The sequence below is a fragment of the Vibrio sp. MED222 genome (genome assembly GCF_000153005.1).
In the GTDB taxonomy this organism is placed as follows: Bacteria; Pseudomonadota; Gammaproteobacteria; order Enterobacterales; family Vibrionaceae; genus Vibrio; species Vibrio tasmaniensis_A.
In genome coordinates, this window is sequence record NZ_CH902606.1 from 1,313,178 (window position 1) to 1,334,238 (window position 21,061).

The window sequence follows — 21,061 nt, forward strand, 5'->3', positions numbered from 1 at the left end:
GTAATTTGGTTTATTTTGTCTTTATTTGCGACTTCTCATTACTTGCATAGTTTTTGTTTATTTCTTGGAAGGTGGCGTTAGATGCTTTTTGATGTGTTCTCGAACTTGAGCATGTCGCTGATCTTGAATACTGCGTTTGTGATAAATCATTTTCATTTCGTAGTTACGCAACGCAAATGGCGGTTCGAGGACTTTTAGCCCTAACTCTTCTGCTAAATTAAACATGGACTCACTGACAATACACACCGCGTCAGAGTTACGAGCGTTCAGCAGTAGATTCGATTGACCGGAAACTTCTCGAACCACGTTACGCTCAAATGCTTCTTCAGTTCGGGTTTCTAGCGCGCTTACATTTTTGTCTTTTAGGCGCAGCATGATGTGCTCGGCGTTTTTGAACTGCTCAAGGGAGATGGTATCGCCAATCGTTGGGTGGTCTTTACGACACGCAAGTGCGAGCTTTTGGGAGCCGATCGATTCGACAATAAAGGAGTGATCAGTAACAGAGATGTCGTCGACAACAATATCCACCTCTCCGGTTCTTAGTTTGTCCAAAATGCTGTATTCGATGGCGGGAGTTTCAACAAAGTAGACGCCTTCATAGCCAGGGAGTGCCTGCATGATCACTTCTGGGCAGCAGATTTTTAGCTTTCTCTCTTCTTCAAATACTGAGTCGAGCCGACCTAATATTTCTCGGCATTGCTCAGCAAGATAATGCGCATCTTCTGTCGGCTGAATTGAACGACTGGTGCGATAAAACATGATCTTTCCGCTCTGCTCTTCAAAGTTTTTTATCGCGGCGGTCATTGATGGCTGAGTCATATTCATATGTTCTGCTGCCTTAGAAATACTCTTGAAGTCATAGGCTGCGAGAAAGTGTTTAATCAGATTGAGATTCATATAGGTGTGCCCTGTAGAAAGAGATTAAATAGTTTGAATACGACTCAGTGATCGTTGTGTCGATGATGGTAGAGTCAGTGGTGCCGAGATTTAGCTTAAATTATGTGTTGAGAACATGCGCTATATATTTGTTGGAAAACACATTTTTTTACCAAAATAACAAATCACGATATGATGGGTGAAAAGTAACCAGCAACCAGTAACTAGAACAAGGAGTGCTCATGAAACAGGTCGGAGATACGGTTATCAAACCTTTTCACAAGGCAGCCTGCCATTGTGGTGCGGTTGAATTAGAGCTCAGCTTACCTAACGGGATAGAAAAACCACGCCGTTGTGATTGTTCTATCTGCCGTCGTAGAGGGGCGATTGTAGGCTCTGTGGCGCTGGATGGTATCAAGATCCTCAAAGGTGCTGAGCATCTCAAGCTTTATCAATTCAATACCCACACCGCGAAGCATTACTTCTGCTCAAACTGCGGTATCTATACTCATCACCAACGCCGCTCAAGCCTCAATGAATATGGATTTAACATCGGTTGTTTGGAAGGAGTAAACCCTTTTGATATTGGCGATGTGGTGACTAATGATGGTGTCAATCACCCTGCTGATCGCTAAATAACTCGTCGTTTGAGAACCAATTATTTGATAACTAATGGATAGAGGAAGGGATTATGTCTGAATATAGTGCGGTGATTCGTTGGGCTCGTGGTGACGATGAAGCCTTTAGTGACAACCAATACAGTCGCGGTCATACGTGGGAGTTCGATGGTGGTATCACTGTGCCAGCTTCATCTTCTCCTCATGTTGTGCCACTGCCGTTTTCGGTGGAAGCGAATGTCGACCCAGAAGAAGCGTTTATCGCGGCACTTTCTAGCTGCCATATGCTGACGTTTTTGGGCATTGCTGCAAAGCAGAAGTACGTGATCGACTCTTATGTGGATGATGCGATTGGTGTGCTGGAAGAAGATGAATCTGGCCGCTCGTCTATCACTAAGGTGACTCTGCGACCTGATATTGTGTTCTTAGGCACTAAGAAGCCAACTGCCAAACAGCTCGACAAACTGCATCATTTAGCGCACAAAAACTGCTTTATCGCGAACTCGGTCAAGACTGAAATTGTGGTCGAGATGCGAGATTAATTTAAATTAGTCACAAGATTTCTCTGGAAGCTTCGTCTTTTGAGCCTTGTCATCGTCTTAAGGGTATTCAGGCAATCCAGTTGATTGCAAAAGAACCAAACACACTATTTGAGGAACCCTCCATGACAGCGTTTAACAGTGCATCGAATTACGGTGAACATGCGTTTATCAAAAGCAAACCAGAGATGCTAGAGAGCATTTACAACACCACCGATGTATTCCCATATTGGGTTGCCGATATGGACTTTAAGGTAGCGGAACCGATCACTCAAGAGCTTAATCGCTTGGTTGAGCGTGGTGTGTATTCGTATGAATTTCATGAACAGGCGGTGTTTGAGGCGCTATCTCTATGGTATTCAAAGCGTCATGGTTTAAATCTGTCTTCAGACAAATTCGTTCAGGTTCCGGGAGTGTTACCAGGCATCGCGTTGTTACTGCGCCAGTTTACTAATGAGGGTGATGGTGTACTTATTCATACGCCGGCTTACCATCAGTTCGCTAATTTGGTGAATAAAGCAGGTCGTCAGGTCGTGAATAGCCCGTTGATTAATGACGGACAGAGTTATCAGATTGATTTTTCTGGTATGGAGCAACAGATCATCGAACAGCAAGTGAAGACGATGATTTTCTGCAATCCGCATAATCCGACTGGGCGAGTGTGGACACCTCAAGAAATTGAACAAGTCATCGAGATCGCCAAGCGCCACGATGTGCTGATCATCAGCGATGAAATCCACTCAGACATTATCTTTGAAGGTCACGCTTTCACGAGCTTGACCAGCTTTGATTACGACAAGGTCATCACCTTGATTGGCTCTCCGGCGAAAACCTTCGGCATGCACAGCATCTCAAACGGCTATGTGTACACCAACAACAATGAGCTATTTGAAGCGTTCAAAACCAATGTCGCGGCGATGTATCTTGACCATGGTAATGCCTTGACGACGTTTGCGACGATTGCTGCCTTCGAAAAGGGTGAAGAGTGGTTGGATGGTATGTTGGCGTATCTGCAAGACACAGTTAAGTGGATTTCCGAATTTGCAGAGCAGCGAATTCCTCAGTTAAAAGTCTTCCAACCGCAAGGCACTTACCAAGTGTGGTTTGATTTTTCTGAGTTAGGTTTCTCGGAAGAAGATTTAAAGAACGTGGTGTTTGAACAAGCTAAAATGGGATTAACACCGGGTGGCTGGTTTGGCGCTGAGAGTTATCATTTTATGCGAATGAACATCGCCACCTCGCGTGACAATATTGAGCAATCATTTACTGCGTTGGCTGATGCGATTGAGGGTTTTGAGCGAGGAAGCCAGGAGAGTTCAAACTGCTGCGATAAAGGCGATTCAAAAAGTTGCTGCTGATTATCCATGTTGAATTGAAAATGCTTAGCCGCTGATACTGAACATTAGGCTCTATAGAACGAAAAACCGCGAGGCTGCTTAGCGCATGACTGGCGGTTTTTTTGTGTCTGTGTAATCCTAAGCATGATTTTATTGAGATGAAATTGAAGTGTTGAGTGGTAGTTCGAGAGCACTTGAATGATTGGTAGAGATTGGTTGGCAGAGAGTTATGTTTAGCGTCCCACTGAATAGTTTTGTACATCGTGTGAGTGATAAAAGCCAAGTGATGGCGAATGCGACTGAGTGTGGATGCCAGTTGAAGCGAGTTCGACGTTCACGCAACTGGCTGTTGGTGGCTCAAGATCATCAACTCATTGAATTTAAAACCATGTTAACTCATGAAAAAGACGATTGGATAGCAACTGCAATAGACAAAGTGCTGCCTAAGCCTGTGGTGTGTTTGGCATCGTTGTTAGCCGCTATGCCCTCGATGACGGTCGCGCAGTTAGTGATGGAATCAGGATGTTCATTGGTAGAAGCAAGGCGTGCTATTGATGAGCATGAAGGGTTGTAAGCGCAAACGATAAGTGAATCGGTCGTGTTGTGAAAAGAGAATCGCGAGCAGCAAAAAGCCCGTAACGATATTACGTTTTTCAGCGCAATATCGTTACGGGCTTTATCATCTGTGCTTGTGCTGCTTAAGCTAAGCCATGTGGCTTATAAAGCGTTTACTCGATTAAGAGTTAGCGACTTTTACACGAATCGTGTTGCTGCCAAGCTTTGACATGTTCAGCTTGTTTAGTGCCGCTTTCGCTTCTTCGTGCTCTGGCATTTCAACAAATGCAAAGCCTTTAGATTCGCCAGTGTTTTGGTCTAAAACTAGGCTGCACTCTTTTACTGAGCCGAACTCAGAAAATAGAACACGGATGTCTTGCTCAGCAGTAGAGCGCGATAGGTTACGAACTAGAAGTTTCATAATAAACCTTGAATATGAATTTACGCCGAGCATTGTCGCACACTTTCATGCTCACCCTCACAAATAATTAGCTCGAATAGCTCTGTTTACCTGTTCGACGCTCTCATTAGCCGTTAACCGCGGTTTATCGTGATATCTGATACAAATCCATGCTCAGTGCTGGTTAACGCCTGTTGCAGCATTTGAGCGGCTTCTTGAGCTGTCATAAAGCTTGAAGTATCCATCGCTTTGCCACTGGTTCCCCAAAACTCTGTCGCCATTCCGCCGGGATAAACCGCAACGATTTTCATCGGGTGACCTTTGAGCTCCAACCTTACCGATTCGATAAAGCCTTTTACTGCCCATTTTGCTGCGCAGTAGGTGGACTCTTCTGCTTTAGCGCCTTGAGCTGCGGTCGACATCACGACCGCAATGGTGACGGGTTGATCTTTGTAACGCTGAACCAGCTCACGAATCAGAAATATCGACGATTCGATATTGTTTTTTAGCATGTCGCTGATCGCCGCTGGATCTTGCTGTTCTATCTTACCGAAGTATCCACTGCCAGCGCTGTGAACCACCAGTTTTGGTGTTTCTGGCAATGCATCAAGCAGTTCGCTCACGGAGTTCGGGTCACATAGATCACAGGTTTGGCTAACGGTATCTGCTGGCAGGCTTTTCGCTAATTCAGCTAAACGCTGTGAGCTGCGACCAGTGATCATTAAGCGCTGATGGCTGTTTGATGTGTTCGTATATTGCTTAGCTAAAGCTGCGCCTAAACCGCTGCTTGATCCGGTGATTAAAATCATGGGGACTCGGAATTGTTGAATGGAATCGAGATAGTAAGGCTTTGAAAGCGTGTTTTCTGAGATCTAAGACCAAGATGCTGAGGCTCATGACTAAGATTGCTCGATAGAGTTGAGGTTTGAGAAAGTAATGTAAGCCAGGAAGGAAAAAAGAAGGAGTACTAAAAAGTAAAAACGCCGGCATAGGGCCAGCGCTTTTGAAAATCAGATTACTCGTCGTCGAACTGTTTAGTCGTGAACGCGTCTTCGATTCGGTTAAGCTCTTCTTGTTCTTTTGCTCGCTTCTCTTCTTGAAGAGTTGCTCTTGTTTCGTTGAAACGTTTTTTCTCTGACTTAGTCAGGAATTTTACAGCTTTTTTGTTGGTCAGTGCGTAAGCAACTACGTCTTCGCCTTTTTCTCTGCGGTCGTTTACACGTTGTGAGAAACGTTCATTGTCGCGAGCTTTACGCTCCGCTGAGGTCAACTTGCTCATGCTTTAAAGCCTTTTCAATTATTCATGGTAGGGAATCTACGCTTAGCGAAACCAATGGGGAAGTGCTCATAATTGGTGGAACTGTGTACCACGTTCGCTCAACTGAGTTTAGCCCATTTGTATGCTGGTGGCGCATCTTAGCACAAAGGCTTGAGCATACAGGTATGCTATTCGAGGGATTAAACAGAACAACCCACAATTTTCTGTTGTGGGCTGAGATTGTCTTTTGGGGTAAACGTTATCGCTGATGGAGCTGAGAATCAGAAACGACAGTTAATTAAATTTTCTCGATATACAAAATCACTTCACCGACTTTAAAGCCGAACTTAGACATCTCGGTTTTGTTGAACAGGCGTTTATCGTCCATCAAGAACATCCAATCATCAAGCACCACTTCATAAGTGCTGCCGTCTACTTCGATTTCTAAATCGTATTTCCAGTAAAGCGCTGAACCTTGGGTCTCTCCATATGCCGTGCCAACGACATCGTTGGCGGTGCCTGTGTAGGTGTTGTCACCGGTTTTGATGAGGTTCCAAACGCGAGTTGAACGCTCGCCATCAGCAAAGGAGAACCACTCTTTGATTTCTCCGTTGTCTCCATCCCAAGTAGCGATGAGCTTGGCATCAAAGCGGCGCAGTAAGTTACCAGAGCGGTCAAGCACGATGCCGTAGGCCATCAATTCACCGTCAAAGAAGGTTTCCAGCTTGAGTTCTGGGGTCGTGTCTGCGTGGTTCTCTAAACTTGCAGAGCCACAACCTGTTAGCCAAGCGAGCGACAATATTGTCAGGGCGAGTTTGATTATTTTTGTTTTTGGACTCATTTATTTAAACCTAAAAGTTGTTTGCGTAGACCGGGCTCAGAGGTGTTTTCAGATAACCAAATCGCTAAGAAAGCGTCACCAAACTGCTTGTCTTGGATGGTGCCGATGGGTTGCTCATCGAAATAGAAGCGACTTACGTTGTCTTCAGCAACTCGGATAGTCAGCGTGCTGCCTTCCTCAACGTTAGGCCACATTGCGTACAAAGGCTTCAACCAACGTTGGATATTGTTGTTGGAGTAACCAAGTTTGCTCCATTGGTCTTTGGTTGCGTCTACAAGGTCTTCGCTGTCAATTGCTCGGTAGTACTCAAGTTTCAAAGCACGCTCAGAGTTAGAAGGAGTGGTGTAAAACTCTGCAGAATACAAAGTCCAAAACAAGTAACTCATCTCACCTTGGCCACGCTTGTTTAAATCATCGACAGCAGAAGCGTTGGCATTCCCGGTAAAAAGGAGTGCTGCGCAAATGAGGGTTAGGGTGGCTAAGCTAAATAATCGATTTCTTGATTGCACGCTTGCTTGAGTGCGAACGTGACTAACATCGCTCTCAGATTTGAACGCTTGCGTAGGGTTGCGTGGAAAAGCCATAAGTCACCTCGTTGTTGCCATTTTGGGTTGTATTAAGTTGGAGTAAGCGGCCACCAGTAAGGGCAACAAAATCCCCCAACTTATTGCAAGGACAGCTAACACCGATGCGTCTGGCCAAGTAGTCAGAAGGGCGCCTGCTTTGATGCCTCCCCAATAACTACTAGTACCTGCTACGAACCCTATGACAAACAAGATCACTTTCGAGCATTTTAAAAGCCAATTTAGGCTGTGGTTAAAACTGATTAAAAACATGATCCACAGGCAAACGAGCCACACTGGGAACCAAGATTGATTAGCAATTTCAGAGTCGACGGCAAACACGCCGAAGTGAAGTAAGAGGCTATCAAGCAACAGCCCCAATGGTAATAAAATGAGTATTTTCAGATCGCTACTGCGAGTAGGGGAGAGAAGGAAGTGAACGGCCACAATCAGTGGCGCCACGAACGGGGCTTGCGCGGTAAAGAACGCGCTGCAAACCCAGGTCGCTTGAAACAGAACGAGATTAATAATCCAAAACCGTTTCATCTTTTACTCCAAAGTAACGAGGTTTTCTAGCAACTAAGTGATGAGTACTGATCACGCGCTCTTTGAATGCACCTTCACAGTAGCAGAAGTAGAAGATCCACAAGCGCTTAAACTCTTCTGAATAGCCGAGAGACTCTAACTCTTCCCAACTGTTTTCAAAGGCAACATTCCAATCACTAAGCGTTCGAGCGTAGTGCAGGCCAATGTCATCGATTTCTTGTACAACAAGGTCTGTACTGGTCGCAAGGTGTTGGGTCATCACTGAAACCGAAGGTAGGCAACCGCCCGGGAAAATGTACTTCTGAATAAAGTCGACGCCTTTGCGGTATTTGTCATAACGACTGTCGGCAATGGTGATTGCTTGAATTAGCATTTTGCCTGATGGTTTCAACAGTGAAGAACATTTCTCAAAGAAGGTCTGTAGATATTCATGGCCGACCGCCTCAATCATCTCGATAGAGACCAACTTGTCATACTCACCAGTGAGGTTGCGATAATCTTCTTTAAGCAGGGTGATTTTGTCGGTTAAGCCAAGCGCTTTTACTCTCTGTTCTGCAAGCGCGTGTTGGGCATCTGAGATTGTGGTTGTGGTGACATGGCATCCGTAGTGTTGCGCCATGAATATCGCTAAGCCACCCCAGCCTGTGCCTATCTCGACCACGTTATCTTTCTCTGACAACTCTAATCGCTCACAGATGGTTTTCATTTTGTTTTGCTGAGCTTTGGATAGGGTTTCTGCTTCTTCGCTGTAGATAGCGGAAGAGTATTGCATCGAGCTGTCTAAGAAGCGTTCATACAACTCATTGCCAATATCGTAGTGAGCAAGAATATTTCGCTTAGAGCCCTGTTCTGTGTTGGCATTCTTACGACGCAGCAATAGGTTTTTGATGCGAGAAATCCATTGCGTTTTGTCGTCAAGCTCGTCGAGTTGGGATTGATTTCGAGCCATAATTTGAATTACTTTGGTGAGGTCTGGGCTTGTCCATTTGCCATCGATGTAGGCCTCAGATGCGCCAATACTGCCGTCAATCACGACATCTCTAAAAAAGGTTGCATCGTGAATCACGATTCGACCTTTCAAGTCGGCTTCTCGATCGCCGAACACCGAATGCTGGTCGCGCTCAATAATCTCAAGCGTCGCGAATTGCAGGCTTTCTAGAACCTTAAAGATTAAAGCTCGATATTTACAGTTGCTTGAAACAGCAACGGCTTTAGCTTGTTGTTCAATGTTGTTGTTTTGTTTGGCAAGCTGTTCCATGTAAACCTCGCTGATAACTCATTCTAATATTTGTGCCAACTAAGCTGGGTTATGCCCTTGGTTGGAGCGAACCCAAGCTAAGGTCGAGTTCTATTATTTAGTTGCTGTGAAGACACTTAAGATGTTGAATCTGGATGCCCCACAAACGGTACTTTTTTCAGGAATAATTTGAGAGCCTGATAATAAATTCCTATCACGACTTTAATCGTCATTGCCGGAATCTTGAATACCGTTCGTCTAATGTTTGTCTTGGTTACTGACTGTTTCGTCAAAGCCAGTGTCGCATCGAAAAGCTTGTCGTCTCGGCGGCTTTCGATATGAACTAACGTGCGTTTCGCTGGTGGCTTAATCTTCCAAAAATAAGTCATGTTCAAATCCATGAACGGCGAAACGTGAAACTCTTTCTTAACCTTTAACTCTTGGTGCATGTCGATCAGGTAGTAATGTCGTTGGCGCCAAGGCGTGTTACTCACTTCTGCCAACATGTACTTACAATCTCCAGTTTCGTCGTAACAGAAGAAACAGTTGATTGGGCTGAAATAGATACCTAAACAGCGGCACTGAGCCAGCATCGTCACACGGTTAGAATCAGACCAAACCCCACCAAGTTTTTGCACTTTGGAAGCTATACGTTGTTTAAGTGATTTTGGTTCATCCGTGGTGGCATTTTCTTTTTTTTCAGCGAGATAATCTGATTCGACGAAGCGAATCGGGTTGTACCATCGAGTTCCGAACAGCGCACTACGCGCTGTGGTTTGGGGCAGCTCATCAAGATCTAACCCCATCATATAAAGCTGATAGCTGAACTCATGGGTGATGTCGCCAAAGCGGCGATGTCTGACGTTACCCCAATAGATACCGCTGAGCTCTTCACTCTTTTCGGATGCGATCTCCATTTCGGATGTCAGGGTTTGACTGTTCATAGCGCTGAACTCGTACTCAAATCTAAACCGAAGTGTTTGGTCACATCGAGTGCGCTGTGGACGCCATCTTCATGGAAGCCGTTGTACCAGTATGCGCCGGCGAAGTGCGTCTGGTTTTTGCCACAAATCTGCTCACGCTTGTGCTGAGCTTCGACCGTGTTCGAATTAAGTACCGGGTGATGATAAACAAAGCTGCGAATAATTTTTTTTGGGTCGATGGCTTCGCTTTGATTCAAGGTGACACAGAAGGTGTCTTGGCTTTCGATGCCTTGCAGAATGTTCATGTTGTAAGTCACACAGGCAGGTCGTTTACTGTCACCATCCAACATGTAGTTCCAGCTTGCCCAAGCCAGCTTTCTATCTGGCAGTAAGCGGGTATCAGTGTGCAGAACCACTTCATTACGACTGTATGGGATCTCGCCTAGAACCTGTTGCTCTTGCTCTGTCGCATCGCCGAGTAAACGTAACGCTTGGTCTGAGTGACAAGCAAATATCACTTCGTCGAAGTCTTGTGTAGCGCCATCTTCAAATTCAATCGTGACGCCCGCTTCATTGCGAGTGACTTGTTTGATCGATGTGTTCAAAGCGACGGATTTGTTCAAGCGTGAAAGGATGATTTCAACGTAAGAGCGCGACCCTTTAGGAATTACATACCATTGTGGACGGTTCGCGATGTCGAGTAGCCCGTGGTTGTAGAAGAATTGAATGAAGAATTTAAGCTCAAATTCTTCCATTTCCTCTAAGCTTGTCGACCAAATTGCTGCGCCCATCGGTAGGATGTAATGCTGGCTGAAAAAGTCGGAAAACTGATTCTCGCGCAGGAAGTTGCCGAGGGTAACATCTGGCGTGAATTGGTTGCTTTCGAACTGGGCTTTACATAGCTTATTGAACTTGAGGATGTCAGATACTAAAGACCAGAACTGAGGTTTGAAAATATTACTCCTCTGAGCGAATAACGAATTAATGCTGTGGCCGTTGTATTCGAATTTAGTCGTGGTGTTGTGTACGCTGAAGCTCATTTCGGTCGGTTGCCTTTCGACACCGAGTTGCTCAAGCAGTTGGTTGAAGTTTGGGTAGGTTCTGTCGTTGAAAACGATGAAGCCAGTGTCAATTGAAAACGCCTTGCCTCGGTGTTCAATATCAACCGTAGCAGTGTGCCCGCCGACGTAGTCATTTTTCTCGAATACCGTAACGTCGTGGTGCTTATCTAATACATGTGCGCAAGTCAGTCCAGAGATACCTGAACCTATAATGGCGATTTTTTTCATTGTTATACCATCCTTGAAGCGAGTTTTTGCCAAACTGGAGTCGGTAGCATTCTTAGTAATTTCATTATTAATATGAATCGTCTTGGGAAGTCGATCTCGCTCTTTCCTTGAGCAATACCATTTACGATTCGTTGAGTGGCTGCCTCGCTACTAATAATCATAGGCATAGCGAAGGAGTTTCGCTCGGTTAATGGTGTTTCAACAAAGCCTGGGTGCACAATTGAGACATGAATATTGTGCTCGGCCAGATCAACCGACAGTGTTCTGCCTAAGTAGGTGAGGGCTGCCTTTGAAGCGCCATAAGCCTCGGCTCTTGGCAAAGGTAAAAAGCTGGCGCTGGAACTTACTAAAACCAAACGGCCGCCCGGCTTAATGTTTTTTAGCCAGGCTTTAAGGGCGTAGCCAATTGAAATTAGATTGATGTTGATGACGCGCTCGAAAAGCTCAGCATCAAAATTCACGGGGTCGTTGATGTATTCACAATCACCCGCATTTAAAATCAGCAGATCGAGCGGCTTGTCTTGGTCGAGCTCTGGGAAGTTGTGGTAATCGGTTAAGTCGAAACAGAGCGGCGTAATGGATGAATGCGCGATGTCTGTCTCGTGAGAATCAACTAAGGCTTGCAGCTTGTCTGGGTTACGGCCGCAAGCAATCACCTGATGCCCTTGTTGAGCATAATCGATAGCGAGTGATTGGCCGATGCCTGAGGTCGCGCCTGTGATCATAATACGCATTATTGGCTCGCTCTCTTTTTGATGGATTTGATGGCGCAGCCCAGAACTGGAATGTGTTCGTACAACATAGAGCCGACATCAAGATAGTCTCTGTGATAAACCACTTGACCGTCGAGCATCTTGAGGTGGCTGTGTCCTTGCACTTCGATCGGCTTTTGACCGTTCAGCTGCTTATGAGAAAATTGCATCGTCCAATACACCGAAGCTTCGTCGTTCACTTCGAAAGTGTGTTCGATATGAAAGTAACAGCTCGTTACCTGGGTATAGAGGTTCTCGAAGTAGTGCGTAAGCGCCGAAATACCGCTGACATGATGCAGCGGGTCTTGGAATTCAATATCAGGGTGATAAACCGTCTTAAGCACGTCGAAATTGTCGGTTCCGAGTTCTCGATACATGTTGAGAAAGTTATCAAGCCATAGAGAGTTATCCATAATATTCACTCTAATTATTTGAAGAAGGCTAAGGCTCTCAATCGTGCTTCTTTGTGCTCAACGATGGGTTGCCAGTATTCGCTGTCTATTCCGTTTTTAGCGATAAAGTCATGTGGGAAATGAACATGTTTATCTGGGATGTTTTGCAGCTCTGGTATGTATTTACGAATAAAAATTCCTTTTGGATCAAACTTTTCACTCTGAGTGATTGGATTGAAAATTCGGAAGTAGGGTTGAGCATCACAGCCAGTACTTGAAGCCCACTGCCAGCCACCATTATTCGCGCTGAAATCACCATCGATAAGGTGCGACATAAAGAAACGCTCACCCCAACGCCAATCGATCAGCAGGTGCTTGGTTAGGAAGCTTGCCACCACCATTCTTAGCCTGTTGTGCATCCAGCCTGTCTCAACTAATTGACGCATTGCTGCATCAACCAATGGATATCCGGTTCTTCCTTCGCACCACGCCTTGAAGCTAGGGTTGTCGTGATACCAATCTAAGCCGTTGTATTTCTGCTGAAAGTTCGCACCTTTAACCAGTATAGGATGATGGAACATCAAATGCTTATAAAAATCTCGCCAAATCAATTCATTAAGCCAAGAAAAGGCTGGCAACTGAGTATCAAATAACAAGTCCGGCTGTTGTTGAATCAATTGAATCGCTAACCATCGTGGGCTCACAGCGCCAATGGTTAAGTAAGGGGAAAGGCCAGACGTGCCTTTTACCGATGGAATATCCCTAAGGCGAGAATAGTCATTAACTTTATTGGCTAAGAAATTGGGGATCACGCTCTCAAGGACGTCTTGGCTTAGTGGCCAACGCTCTGAATCGGTACGCGGAAATTCGAAATCGTACTCGCCAGAAAAACCACTTAACGATTGTTTCAGTTGTGATGGATTCTGAAGCGAATCCGTTTCAGATGAACCTGCTTGCGCTGATCCTGTTGAATGCACTGGAGTTGGGCTGCAAATAATGCCTTTCGCTTGCACTTCTTTTAACCATGCGTTTTTGAAAGGTGTGAAAACCTTGAACATCTCACCTTGTTTATTCAGTACGCTACCTAATGGCAGAATCGTATCGCAGTCGGTTATTTTCAGTTTGATGCCGCTTGCGATTAAGTGTTTGTCTCTTAACTGCTCATCCACTTCCGGCTCTGAATTGGCATACACATACGTCGCATCGACCTGTTTGCACAAGTTGATGAGTTGAATAGCTTGATCGTTAAAGTCTGTGGCTTTGAGGTGCAGCAGAGTGATACCGAATTCAGCGAGTTGTGACTCGAACTGTTTCAGGTGGCGATAAATGAAGTCCGCTTTTATCGGTGCCAGGTGATGTTGTTGCCATTGCTGCGGGGTTGAAATAAAAACGGCGATAGAGACGCCGTTTTCAACTGCAGAGACGAGCGCTGGGTTATCGTGAATCCTCAGGTCTCGTCTTATCCATAGAATGTCGCTCAATATCCGTATCTCAGCTTAAGTTCTTGTGGGTGCGGGTTTAGATAAACTTGTGATTCTAGGTACTCGTTTGGGTATTCCATTAGATAGTGGTTGATCAGCGTTAGTGGAACTAACAGAGGAACTAGCCCTTCTCTGAATGAAGAAATCTGATTGGTGAGCTCTTGTTTGTGAGCGCTGCTCAGTTGTTTCTTAAAGTAACCTTGCAAGTGATGCAGAGTATTAGCATGACTGCCGCGATTTGCATGATGCATTAGCGCCGTCATCAGTCCTTCGATGTACTTTTCTGCCAACTCATCGATCTCTAAATCGTTACTCGCTAAAAGTTTGCCTAGGCTCTTGTAGCCTTCAATGTGGTGGCACATCACTAGGTATTTGTGAGCGCTGTGGAATTGAATCAGTTTGTGTTTGGTGACACCTTCATCAACAAGATCGAGCCACTTTTGGTAAGTGAAAACACGTGTCATAAAGTTTTCACGCAGAATTGGATCGTTGAGGCGACCATTCTCTTCTACTGGAAGTAGAGGGTTGCCTTGCATTACTTGCTGAGTAAACAAGCCAACGCCTGTCGACTCAGAACCACGCCCGTGGTGGTGATAAACCTTTACTCGCTCCATGCCACAGGTTGGACTTTTCTGACACACAATAAACCCTGCGATGTGTTGGTTATTCTTTGAATAGTTTTGCCCAAACTCAATCAGTTCATCGGTGACATCGCCAGAACCATCAGGTCGAGAAACATGAATAATGTCGTCTAACATTCTTGTTTGACGAATCGTAGGACGAGGCGTTGGAAGTCCAACCCCCATCTCTGGGCAAACTGGCTCAAGCTCTACGTAGTCTGCAAGATCGTCTGTGCAAAAACGAGAACGCTTATGGCCAGTATCGAACCGAACTTTATGACCGGCGACACATGCACTAATGCCTATTTTTATTTTTTTATCCATTGGTCAATTCCTTACGCTCATTGCTCGTTGTTATTCTTATGTTGTGTGTTTTGTTGCTTATTAAACATTACTTTAGTTCGGTTTTTACTTTTCTTACTAGCCAACCCTATGAGTCTTGTGACGTATCCGGTAAATCTTTTAAAATTAATAAATGTATTTACCCAGTGGGTTGAACAATTGGCTCACCCCTTTAGTGAAATACAAGGCATCACTTGAAACGGTTAAACACACACAGCCTTCTTTGGTCGCAGGCTGATGAGTGTGTTCTCCGTCTAACCAGATGAAGTCACCTTTGTTGTAAACGCCCATTTCGTCTTCGAAGCTGCCTTCTAAAAGAAGCGTGATCTCGAAGCCTTTGTGAGTGTGACAAGGCACCTGTCCATCCTTATCTATATGCAGCAAGCTGGTGTGGTGTGATTCGTCATCAAAATCGAGACGTGCGCGAGAAATCTTGCCCAAGTTCAACCAGTCTTTTCTTGCGACTGAATTGAGTGCGCGAGGAATCGTGAAGGTTGTGTTAGACACAGTCTCTTGTTGCGCTTCAACAACAACTTCGACAGCCTGAGACAAATCAGCTGTGATCTGGTCAATAGCATCAAAATCGAACTCCCCATCGTCAGATAGGAACGCATCCATTTCGCTGTCAGACCGTTTTAGCCCTGCTGTATCGCTTTCAAAGACTGAGTCAGCGGCTTGCGCCGTCAACATGCTTACTTGTTTTTGACAGTGTTCACAAAGCTCTACATGGCTAGAAACAATCAGAGAAACCGAATCCGCTAGATTGCCATCGACAAAATCTTTCAAGATTGCCGCATTTGGGTGATGTTTAATCATGGTCTTGTTCCCCCATGTGAACTTTTAGTTTGGCGAGTGCGAGTCTTAGACGTGATTTAACAGTTCCAAGCGGGACATCGAGTTGTTGGGCGAGCTGCTCTTGCGATAACTCTTGGAAGTAGACACCTTTCACAATGGTTTTTTGAGCGAGAGGCAACTTTTCGATTTGAGTCATTACATGACGGCTCATTAGATGATCGCCAAACTGAAGCTGATCACTTTGTGATTCGGCTACCATGGCGTCAATTGGCCAAATGTCGTCAGCGATGGTTTGCTCTGCTTTCGCTTTTACCTTTCTTAACATATCAAAGGCGGCGTTCCGCATAACGGTATAAACCCAAGTGGTTGCTGCGCCTTTCTCTTCGTTGTAGAGATGCGCTTTCTTCCAAACGTTGGTCATCGTGTCTTGGACTAGCTCGTTGGCAGCGGCTTCACCGCCCAACTTACTGATGCCAAAACGCTTGATTTTGGGAGCAAAGAATTTAAACAAGCAAGTAAATGCCTGCTTATCTCTGTCTGAACCAACCAAAATCAGCCAGCTTGAGAGCTCTGTAGGTACCTTACTTTCGGTAGGTAGTTTGTTGTCGGGGATAATGACATGCTCCTTGCCGTTCCCTGTTCTTCTGCTTTCCACTTGCATAGTAATCAACCATCATGCGAATTTGATAGACACTACGTGGAGAGTGATAGTAGGGATCACTTTATTTTAAATTAATTTCTACTATACAAAATTATAGTGAATAAAAGTGCTTATTGCCCTGTAATGATTTGATTCAAAAAGGGAACTAAAGACGGAAAACTAGCGGGTTCTGTGAATTTGGTTTTCTTTTCCAATGGGATAGGCATCATTTCGAGGAGTCGAGCACAGATCCATTGAGGACTTTCAAAGTCAGGAGTGGGGTAAAGTGCTCTGATTGAATCGTGTTCTAGAAACAACTCGACAAGAAATGCAGTCACCACGTTCGGCACCTTATAGCTGTGTTGCGGCCAGTGAGGCAACGGGCGGAAATCACTTTTTATTAAATCATCTGTGTCGCGGAAGGACGAGTGAAGCTGGACCAACTGTTCGCCTTCAACATCGATTTCCAAGATTTGATCATCGGACATATTGAAATCGACAATAGACACTTTTGTCCCCCAAGAACTCAGACGTTCGGAGTTGGTGTCGTCCTGAGTCGCAATGATGAAGCCGTCTCCTTGCGCAGCATGAGCGACCATTTTCAAATACTTGGGCTCGTAAATACGCAGTCTTTGTCTGCCCCTTGGCAAAATGAATAACGGGAGAGGAAACACCGCAAGCTCTTGAGAAGTCTCTACGGGTGTTTCTGATTCGGTTTCTATCCGTGTGATCTTCTCAGCTGAATTCGGCACATAGCACTCCTTAGTTCATACATGATTGAGTCTGTACGGATTTGATTCGTACGTAATTCAGAGATGTATACGCGTGCTCGTTGAAGTTCGATCAATGTGGGGTGATGTATTGAACAGGAAGTTAGAGAGAGGGAGACATGGTTTTTTGTCGCGTTTATTCGCAATTTAATCGGTTTAACCTTTTTTAACTTACGGCATTAGGTAATATGGGTTAAGAATTAGTCAATGGGTAGATAACAAGTGACACGCTTATCTTACGTTGTTTATCTCTTAGTTCTTCTTTACCTGACATCACATCAAAGGAATGGTCATGATCGTTATTTATGGTATCAAAGAGTGCTTAAATCCGATTAAGTTACAGCTTTCTAATGTCTTACAACAATGTTTGAACAGTGAGATGGGGTTACCTGATGACAAACGAGCGCATCGGTTTGTACCATTAGAAAGAGATGATTTCTTTTATCCCGAAGGGCGAACAGAAGCTTATACCGTCATAGAAATTAATATGATGGAAGGGCGAGCGGTGAATACCAAAAAGCGCCTGATTAAGAAGATATTTTCTGAAATAGAAAAGCAGCTGTCTATCTCTCCCATTGATATCGAGATCACCATCAAGGAGCAGCCATCGCATTGCTGGGGCTTTCGAGGAATGACTGGCGATGAAGCCCAAGATCTTAAGTATAAAGTAAAGGTCTAGGGTTTAAGCTCCTAACTCCTAACTCCTAATACGTAAGACAGAAGGATTAAGCTAACCTATCTAGTCGTGGTTTTGGAGTTTGATGCCAAAGCCGTTAGATGGGCTGAGTTTGGACATATGAATTATAGGTAAATGATTCATGGACAAAGCCCTAAAGGGACTAGTTTCTTTGTTTTCCGCTGTATGTCACTACAGTTCGTTTGCGACAGTGGCAAGTTTGTTTTAGAGTGCAACTCTTCTCAGCATTTTTAGATTAGTTATGGTTAGAATCAACACGAATTTAATTCAAAAGATACTCATTACACTGCCTTTGTTTTGGATTGTTACCGTTCAGGTGTGGCTAGGTCAGGGGAGTAAGCCACTTGTGGGTATCACTTTATTGATAGCGGCCTGTTGTGCTCTTTTGTACCGAAAAAACAAGGAGAAACATGACTGGTTTGAAGATGGCTGGGTGTGGATACTGCTCTTGCTCTCTATTTTTTCCACTATATCTTACGAGTTGCATGGCTTCAGTAGTCAAGAACTAAGGGCAACTTTGATTGCTCTGGTATTTTTCCTTTTTTATCGAAATGGCTTTGTGAAGTTATCAGATATACAGAACTTATGCTTCACTTCTGTTGTCAGTACAACTGTCCTCGTTGCTTATTATATCTTTTTTCTCTCCGGGGATCGGGGGACCTTGCCGTCTAATGCTCTTGTTATAGCTTCAATTCAAGGTTTCTCTGTCATTTTATTGCTCGCACTTGGCTGTGTTTCGTATGAAGGAAAAAAAACCAAAGCAATAGCTATCTTGGCATTTATAGGCTTTTTATCAATGTTTTTGGTGGGGTCAAGAGGACCTCTACTAGCCGTTATTTTTATTGGTTTAGTTGTCCTATTCAAAATGATGATGCAGCATCGTCAGTACAAGGCGCTGCTTGGTATTAGTGCCATGGTCGTTTTTTCTGTGTTTTTGATGTCGAAATATGACGTGGTAAGTGAACGTATTGACTATAGCTTGCATGAGTACCATGAGATATCACAAGGCAACATGGATACTTCCATAGGCTTAAGATTACAAATGTATCAAGCAGGGTTCGACTTCTTTGTGGATAGCCCCTTGCTCGGCATTGGAGGCGATAAAGAAGCGCAATTAGATAAACTCTCATTTACTCCAACAAATTCGGGAAAGAGGTTTATCGTTAATGCACACCTGCATAACAATTATATTGATAAAGCAGCGTCATCTGGCTTGGTAGGCATTGCCCTTCTCATGCTTAGTTTGATGTACCCTTTGTTTAATTCTAGATACAAGCTATCGCCTATTGTATTGTTACCGGTTGTTTATTTTTCTTTCATGTGTCTATTCGATTCACCTTTCAGGAATGGTGATTTAGCTGTGATGTACTTTGTGTTTATTGGAGTACTACTAAAACTACAAGTGAGAACAGAAGCGTAATGAAACCGGTATATTACGCCAATTTCATTGTGGGTAGTTTTAGGCCGTTTATTGATTTAAGGTTATAACGAATAAATAATGAATAAAAATTTCAGGTATGACATCAATGCATTACGTGCATTAGCTGTCTCAATCGTCGTCATTTTCCATTTTTTCCCGGGTTTTATCACTGGCGGCTTTTTAGGTGTGGATGTGTTTTTTGTCATTTCAGGCTTCCTGATGACAAAGATTATCATGTCGAGTTTGGAAACTAATACCTTCTCATTAAAGGGCTTTTACTTAGCGAGGGCAAAACGCATTATTCCTGCTTTAGCGGTCATGTGCCTTGTTGTGTTACTCGTTGGCATTATTTACCTAGACCCTTGGGCGTTAAGAAAACTAGGTAAGCATATTCTCACCAGTGTCGGGTTTGTTTCTAACCATACCTATTTAAAAGAGTCGGGATACTTTGATGTGGCCGCGCAAAGCAAGTGGTTGCTTCACACTTGGTCTTTATCCGTAGAATGGCAATTCTATGTATTATATCCTCTCGTTTTAATGGCGACCTACAAGTTATTCGGAGCTAAAGGTGCAGCCGTTGCTATTGGAACGACTCTAATAGGAAGTCTAGCTTATAACTATGCGTATTTGGGGAGTTCGGCTTCTTATTACACATTACCGTCTCGTGCATGGGAACTGCTCGCAGGTTCGGTAGTTGCTTTGAAAAGAGAGCGCATTGAATTCAAAAAATCCAATGTTCAGTTATTGCTGTTAGTTGCTATTGCCTCACTGTTTATATCTCCTTTCATGATCGACAGCAGCACACTTTGGCCGAGTCATGTGACGCTTATTCCGGTCATTGCTACCGCGATAATTCTGCTTTTGAATTTGGACCTCAATTTTACCTTTCATAAATCACGGCTGATACAAGGGGTTGGGTTATGTTCCTACTCAATTTATCTCTGGCATTGGCCTATTAGTGTTTTCATTAAGAACCTCACGAGCAACACTATTACTCACAATATAGTTGGAGTAATGGTATCGGTATTGATGGGGATCCTTTCATTTAAGTTCATTGAAAGTTACCGACCTAAGGAGACACGCAAAGGCGGTAAGTTCTTTTTGAACTATTACCCTCTCATTCTTGCTTCCTTTATTGCCTTGATAGGGCAGGTTATTTATGAAAGTGAAGGATTACTTTGGCGCCTGGATAAAACACAGCTAGTCATTGCACAAAGTGTCTATGACCGGAATCCACGAAGCGGAGAGTGCCACGTCGAATTTGGACCGTCTCCTGAATGTCACTATGGCTCAGGACCCGTATCCGCGATTGTTTTAGGCGATAGTCATGGCGCATCGATAGTGAGAAGTGTTGAGGCGTCAGCACCTAACGATACATCGGTCATCGACTGGACGAGAAGCGCATGTCCGACGATTTCAGGTATCAAAAGAGTGCTCTCAAGTGGTGAGTTATCAGAAGAGTGTGGGGATTTTGTCTCAGCATCGTTAATTAAAGCTAAAACCAACTACACTAACGTTCCTGTTGTTGTTATTAACAGAATGGGCGGCTATCTATATGGTTCGAATGAAGATGGATGGCAAAGTGAGAACGAAAAGATCAGTTTAATCGCAGGGGATAAAAGGTTTCAGACCAGATCTGAAGAGTACCTGAACTCAATCTTATCCAGTTTTGAAAAGACCATGTGCGAGCTTAGTCAATCTAACCCTGTTTATTTGGTCAAGCCAATCCCTGAGCTGAAGAAAGATGTACCTAAAACTATGTATAAGTATTCGATTCTAAATCAATCTGATATTTCGGTTTCCATTCCTCTTGAAGAGTACCGACAAAGAACCGCATTGATTACGAAATCTTATGAAAAAATCAGCCAAAACTGTCGAGTTACTCTTATAGACCCTGAACCGATATTTTGTGATGATCAGCTGTGCCGAGGGGATATCAACAATCACCCAACATACGTTGATGACGATCACCTGAATGAATTTGGTGCTGGCCAACTTATTCCTCAATTTCGCGAAAAAATATGGGGTCAATCAGCTCCGTAGGAAATGCTCATTCGCCCTTATTGTTTACACGAAAGAATAGGGGCGTTTCTGTGTTTGGAGCTATTGTGTTGGTCTTAAATGATTCGTTTAGGTAGCGATGTTTAAGATAAATTTCGGTTCAAGTGAAC

24 protein-coding genes are annotated in these 21,061 nt (G+C 44.2%); 7 read left to right on the forward strand and 17 right to left on the reverse strand.

All coding sequences use genetic code 11. The features are described from left to right. Positions 1–57: 57 nt before the first annotated feature. Complete coding sequence (locus MED222_RS15935) at positions 58–897, reverse strand: LysR family transcriptional regulator (RefSeq protein ID WP_009846071.1); 840 nt, start codon at positions 895–897, stop codon at positions 58–60. Positions 898–1,118: 221 nt separating this feature from the next. On the opposite strand from MED222_RS15935, the gene MED222_RS15930 reads away from it, so the two are divergent. The 4 genes from MED222_RS15930 to MED222_RS15915 all read left to right on the forward strand — a co-directional run bounded on the left by MED222_RS15930 (position 1,119) and on the right by MED222_RS15915 (position 3,943). Beyond that, positions 1,119–1,511 carry a GFA family protein gene (locus tag MED222_RS15930; RefSeq protein WP_009846072.1) on the forward strand — a complete coding sequence of 131 codons (393 nt, stop codon included), beginning with the start codon at positions 1,119–1,121 and terminating at the stop codon, positions 1,509–1,511. Between the two features lie 56 nt (positions 1,512–1,567). Further along, a complete protein-coding gene (locus tag MED222_RS15925) occupies positions 1,568–2,035 on the forward strand; it encodes an OsmC family protein (protein ID WP_009846073.1) in 468 nt (155 codons plus the stop codon). 122 nt (positions 2,036–2,157) lie between these two features. Next, positions 2,158–3,390: a MalY/PatB family protein gene (locus MED222_RS15920; protein ID WP_009846074.1), complete on the forward strand. Its 1,233-nt coding sequence runs from the start codon at positions 2,158–2,160 to the stop codon at positions 3,388–3,390. A 208-nt stretch (positions 3,391–3,598) separates the two neighbouring features. Continuing rightward, the gene (locus MED222_RS15915; protein ID WP_009846075.1) at positions 3,599–3,943 is read left to right on the forward strand and encodes a ribosome recycling factor family protein; all 345 of its coding nucleotides are present in this window, start codon (positions 3,599–3,601) and stop codon (positions 3,941–3,943) included. 162 nt (positions 3,944–4,105) lie between these two features. On the opposite strand, the gene MED222_RS15910 is transcribed toward MED222_RS15915, so the two are convergent. The 16 genes from MED222_RS15910 to MED222_RS15835 form a co-directional block, all read right to left on the reverse strand. Further along, on the reverse strand, positions 4,106–4,345 hold the full coding sequence (locus MED222_RS15910) for an RNA recognition motif domain-containing protein (RefSeq protein WP_009846076.1): 240 nt from the start codon (positions 4,343–4,345) through the stop codon (positions 4,106–4,108). Between the two features lie 113 nt (positions 4,346–4,458). Continuing rightward, complete coding sequence (locus MED222_RS15905; protein ID WP_009846077.1) at positions 4,459–5,133, reverse strand: SDR family NAD(P)-dependent oxidoreductase; 675 nt, start codon at positions 5,131–5,133, stop codon at positions 4,459–4,461. A 206-nt stretch (positions 5,134–5,339) separates the two neighbouring features. Then, the gene (locus tag MED222_RS15900) at positions 5,340–5,603 is read right to left on the reverse strand and encodes a hypothetical protein (protein ID WP_009846078.1); all 264 of its coding nucleotides are present in this window, start codon (positions 5,601–5,603) and stop codon (positions 5,340–5,342) included. Positions 5,604–5,880: 277 nt separating this feature from the next. Continuing rightward, complete coding sequence (locus MED222_RS15895; protein WP_009846079.1) at positions 5,881–6,423, reverse strand: DUF3833 domain-containing protein; 543 nt, start codon at positions 6,421–6,423, stop codon at positions 5,881–5,883. Next, positions 6,420–7,007: a chalcone isomerase family protein gene (locus MED222_RS15890; RefSeq protein WP_009846080.1), complete on the reverse strand. Its 588-nt coding sequence runs from the start codon at positions 7,005–7,007 to the stop codon at positions 6,420–6,422. The genes MED222_RS15895 and MED222_RS15890 overlap by 4 nt, the downstream gene beginning before the upstream one ends. Positions 7,008–7,010: 3 nt before the next feature. Further along, on the reverse strand, positions 7,011–7,532 hold the full coding sequence (locus tag MED222_RS15885) for a DUF2878 domain-containing protein (protein ID WP_009846081.1): 522 nt from the start codon (positions 7,530–7,532) through the stop codon (positions 7,011–7,013). After that, entirely contained in the window at positions 7,510–8,790 is a 1,281-nt protein-coding gene (locus MED222_RS15880; protein WP_009846082.1) for an SAM-dependent methyltransferase, read from the reverse strand. Before MED222_RS15880 ends, MED222_RS15885 begins: the two co-directional genes overlap by 23 nt. A 116-nt stretch (positions 8,791–8,906) precedes the next feature. Beyond that, positions 8,907–9,713 (reverse strand): DUF1365 domain-containing protein, encoded by an 807-nt coding sequence (locus MED222_RS15875; RefSeq protein WP_009846083.1) that lies wholly within the window; start codon positions 9,711–9,713, stop codon positions 8,907–8,909. Next, positions 9,710–10,981: an NAD(P)/FAD-dependent oxidoreductase gene (locus tag MED222_RS15870; RefSeq protein WP_009846084.1), complete on the reverse strand. Its 1,272-nt coding sequence runs from the start codon at positions 10,979–10,981 to the stop codon at positions 9,710–9,712. The genes MED222_RS15875 and MED222_RS15870 overlap by 4 nt, the downstream gene beginning before the upstream one ends. A gap of 2 nt (positions 10,982–10,983) precedes the next feature. Further along, positions 10,984–11,715 carry an SDR family NAD(P)-dependent oxidoreductase gene (locus MED222_RS15865; RefSeq protein ID WP_009846085.1) on the reverse strand — a complete coding sequence of 244 codons (732 nt, stop codon included), beginning with the start codon at positions 11,713–11,715 and terminating at the stop codon, positions 10,984–10,986. Then, entirely contained in the window at positions 11,715–12,146 is a 432-nt protein-coding gene (locus MED222_RS15860) for a nuclear transport factor 2 family protein (RefSeq protein WP_009846086.1), read from the reverse strand. Before MED222_RS15860 ends, MED222_RS15865 begins: the two co-directional genes overlap by 1 nt. Positions 12,147–12,160: 14 nt before the next feature. Further along, entirely contained in the window at positions 12,161–13,606 is a 1,446-nt protein-coding gene (phrB, locus tag MED222_RS15855; RefSeq protein WP_009846087.1) for a deoxyribodipyrimidine photo-lyase, read from the reverse strand. Beyond that, the gene (locus MED222_RS15850) at positions 13,603–14,550 is read right to left on the reverse strand and encodes a YbgA family protein (protein WP_009846088.1); all 948 of its coding nucleotides are present in this window, start codon (positions 14,548–14,550) and stop codon (positions 13,603–13,605) included. The genes phrB and MED222_RS15850 overlap by 4 nt, the downstream gene beginning before the upstream one ends. Positions 14,551–14,694: 144 nt before the next feature. Then, the gene (locus MED222_RS15845) at positions 14,695–15,384 is read right to left on the reverse strand and encodes a ChrR family anti-sigma-E factor (RefSeq protein WP_009846089.1); all 690 of its coding nucleotides are present in this window, start codon (positions 15,382–15,384) and stop codon (positions 14,695–14,697) included. Beyond that, positions 15,377–16,024 (reverse strand): sigma-70 family RNA polymerase sigma factor, encoded by a 648-nt coding sequence (locus MED222_RS15840; protein ID WP_009846090.1) that lies wholly within the window; start codon positions 16,022–16,024, stop codon positions 15,377–15,379. Before MED222_RS15840 ends, MED222_RS15845 begins: the two co-directional genes overlap by 8 nt. A gap of 110 nt (positions 16,025–16,134) precedes the next feature. After that, complete coding sequence (locus MED222_RS15835; protein ID WP_009846091.1) at positions 16,135–16,755, reverse strand: LON peptidase substrate-binding domain-containing protein; 621 nt, start codon at positions 16,753–16,755, stop codon at positions 16,135–16,137. A gap of 310 nt (positions 16,756–17,065) precedes the next feature. Between MED222_RS15835 and MED222_RS15830 the strand changes: the two genes are divergently transcribed. From MED222_RS15830 to MED222_RS15820, 3 genes are all read left to right on the forward strand, one after another. Further along, the gene (locus tag MED222_RS15830; RefSeq protein ID WP_009846092.1) at positions 17,066–17,452 is read left to right on the forward strand and encodes a tautomerase family protein; all 387 of its coding nucleotides are present in this window, start codon (positions 17,066–17,068) and stop codon (positions 17,450–17,452) included. A 259-nt stretch (positions 17,453–17,711) separates the two neighbouring features. Then, positions 17,712–18,890: an O-antigen ligase family protein gene (locus tag MED222_RS15825; protein ID WP_009846093.1), complete on the forward strand. Its 1,179-nt coding sequence runs from the start codon at positions 17,712–17,714 to the stop codon at positions 18,888–18,890. Positions 18,891–18,968: 78 nt separating this feature from the next. After that, positions 18,969–20,933, forward strand: a complete 1,965-nt coding sequence (locus MED222_RS15820; RefSeq protein WP_009846094.1) for an acyltransferase family protein — start codon at positions 18,969–18,971, stop codon at positions 20,931–20,933. Positions 20,934–21,061: the final 128 nt, after the last annotated feature.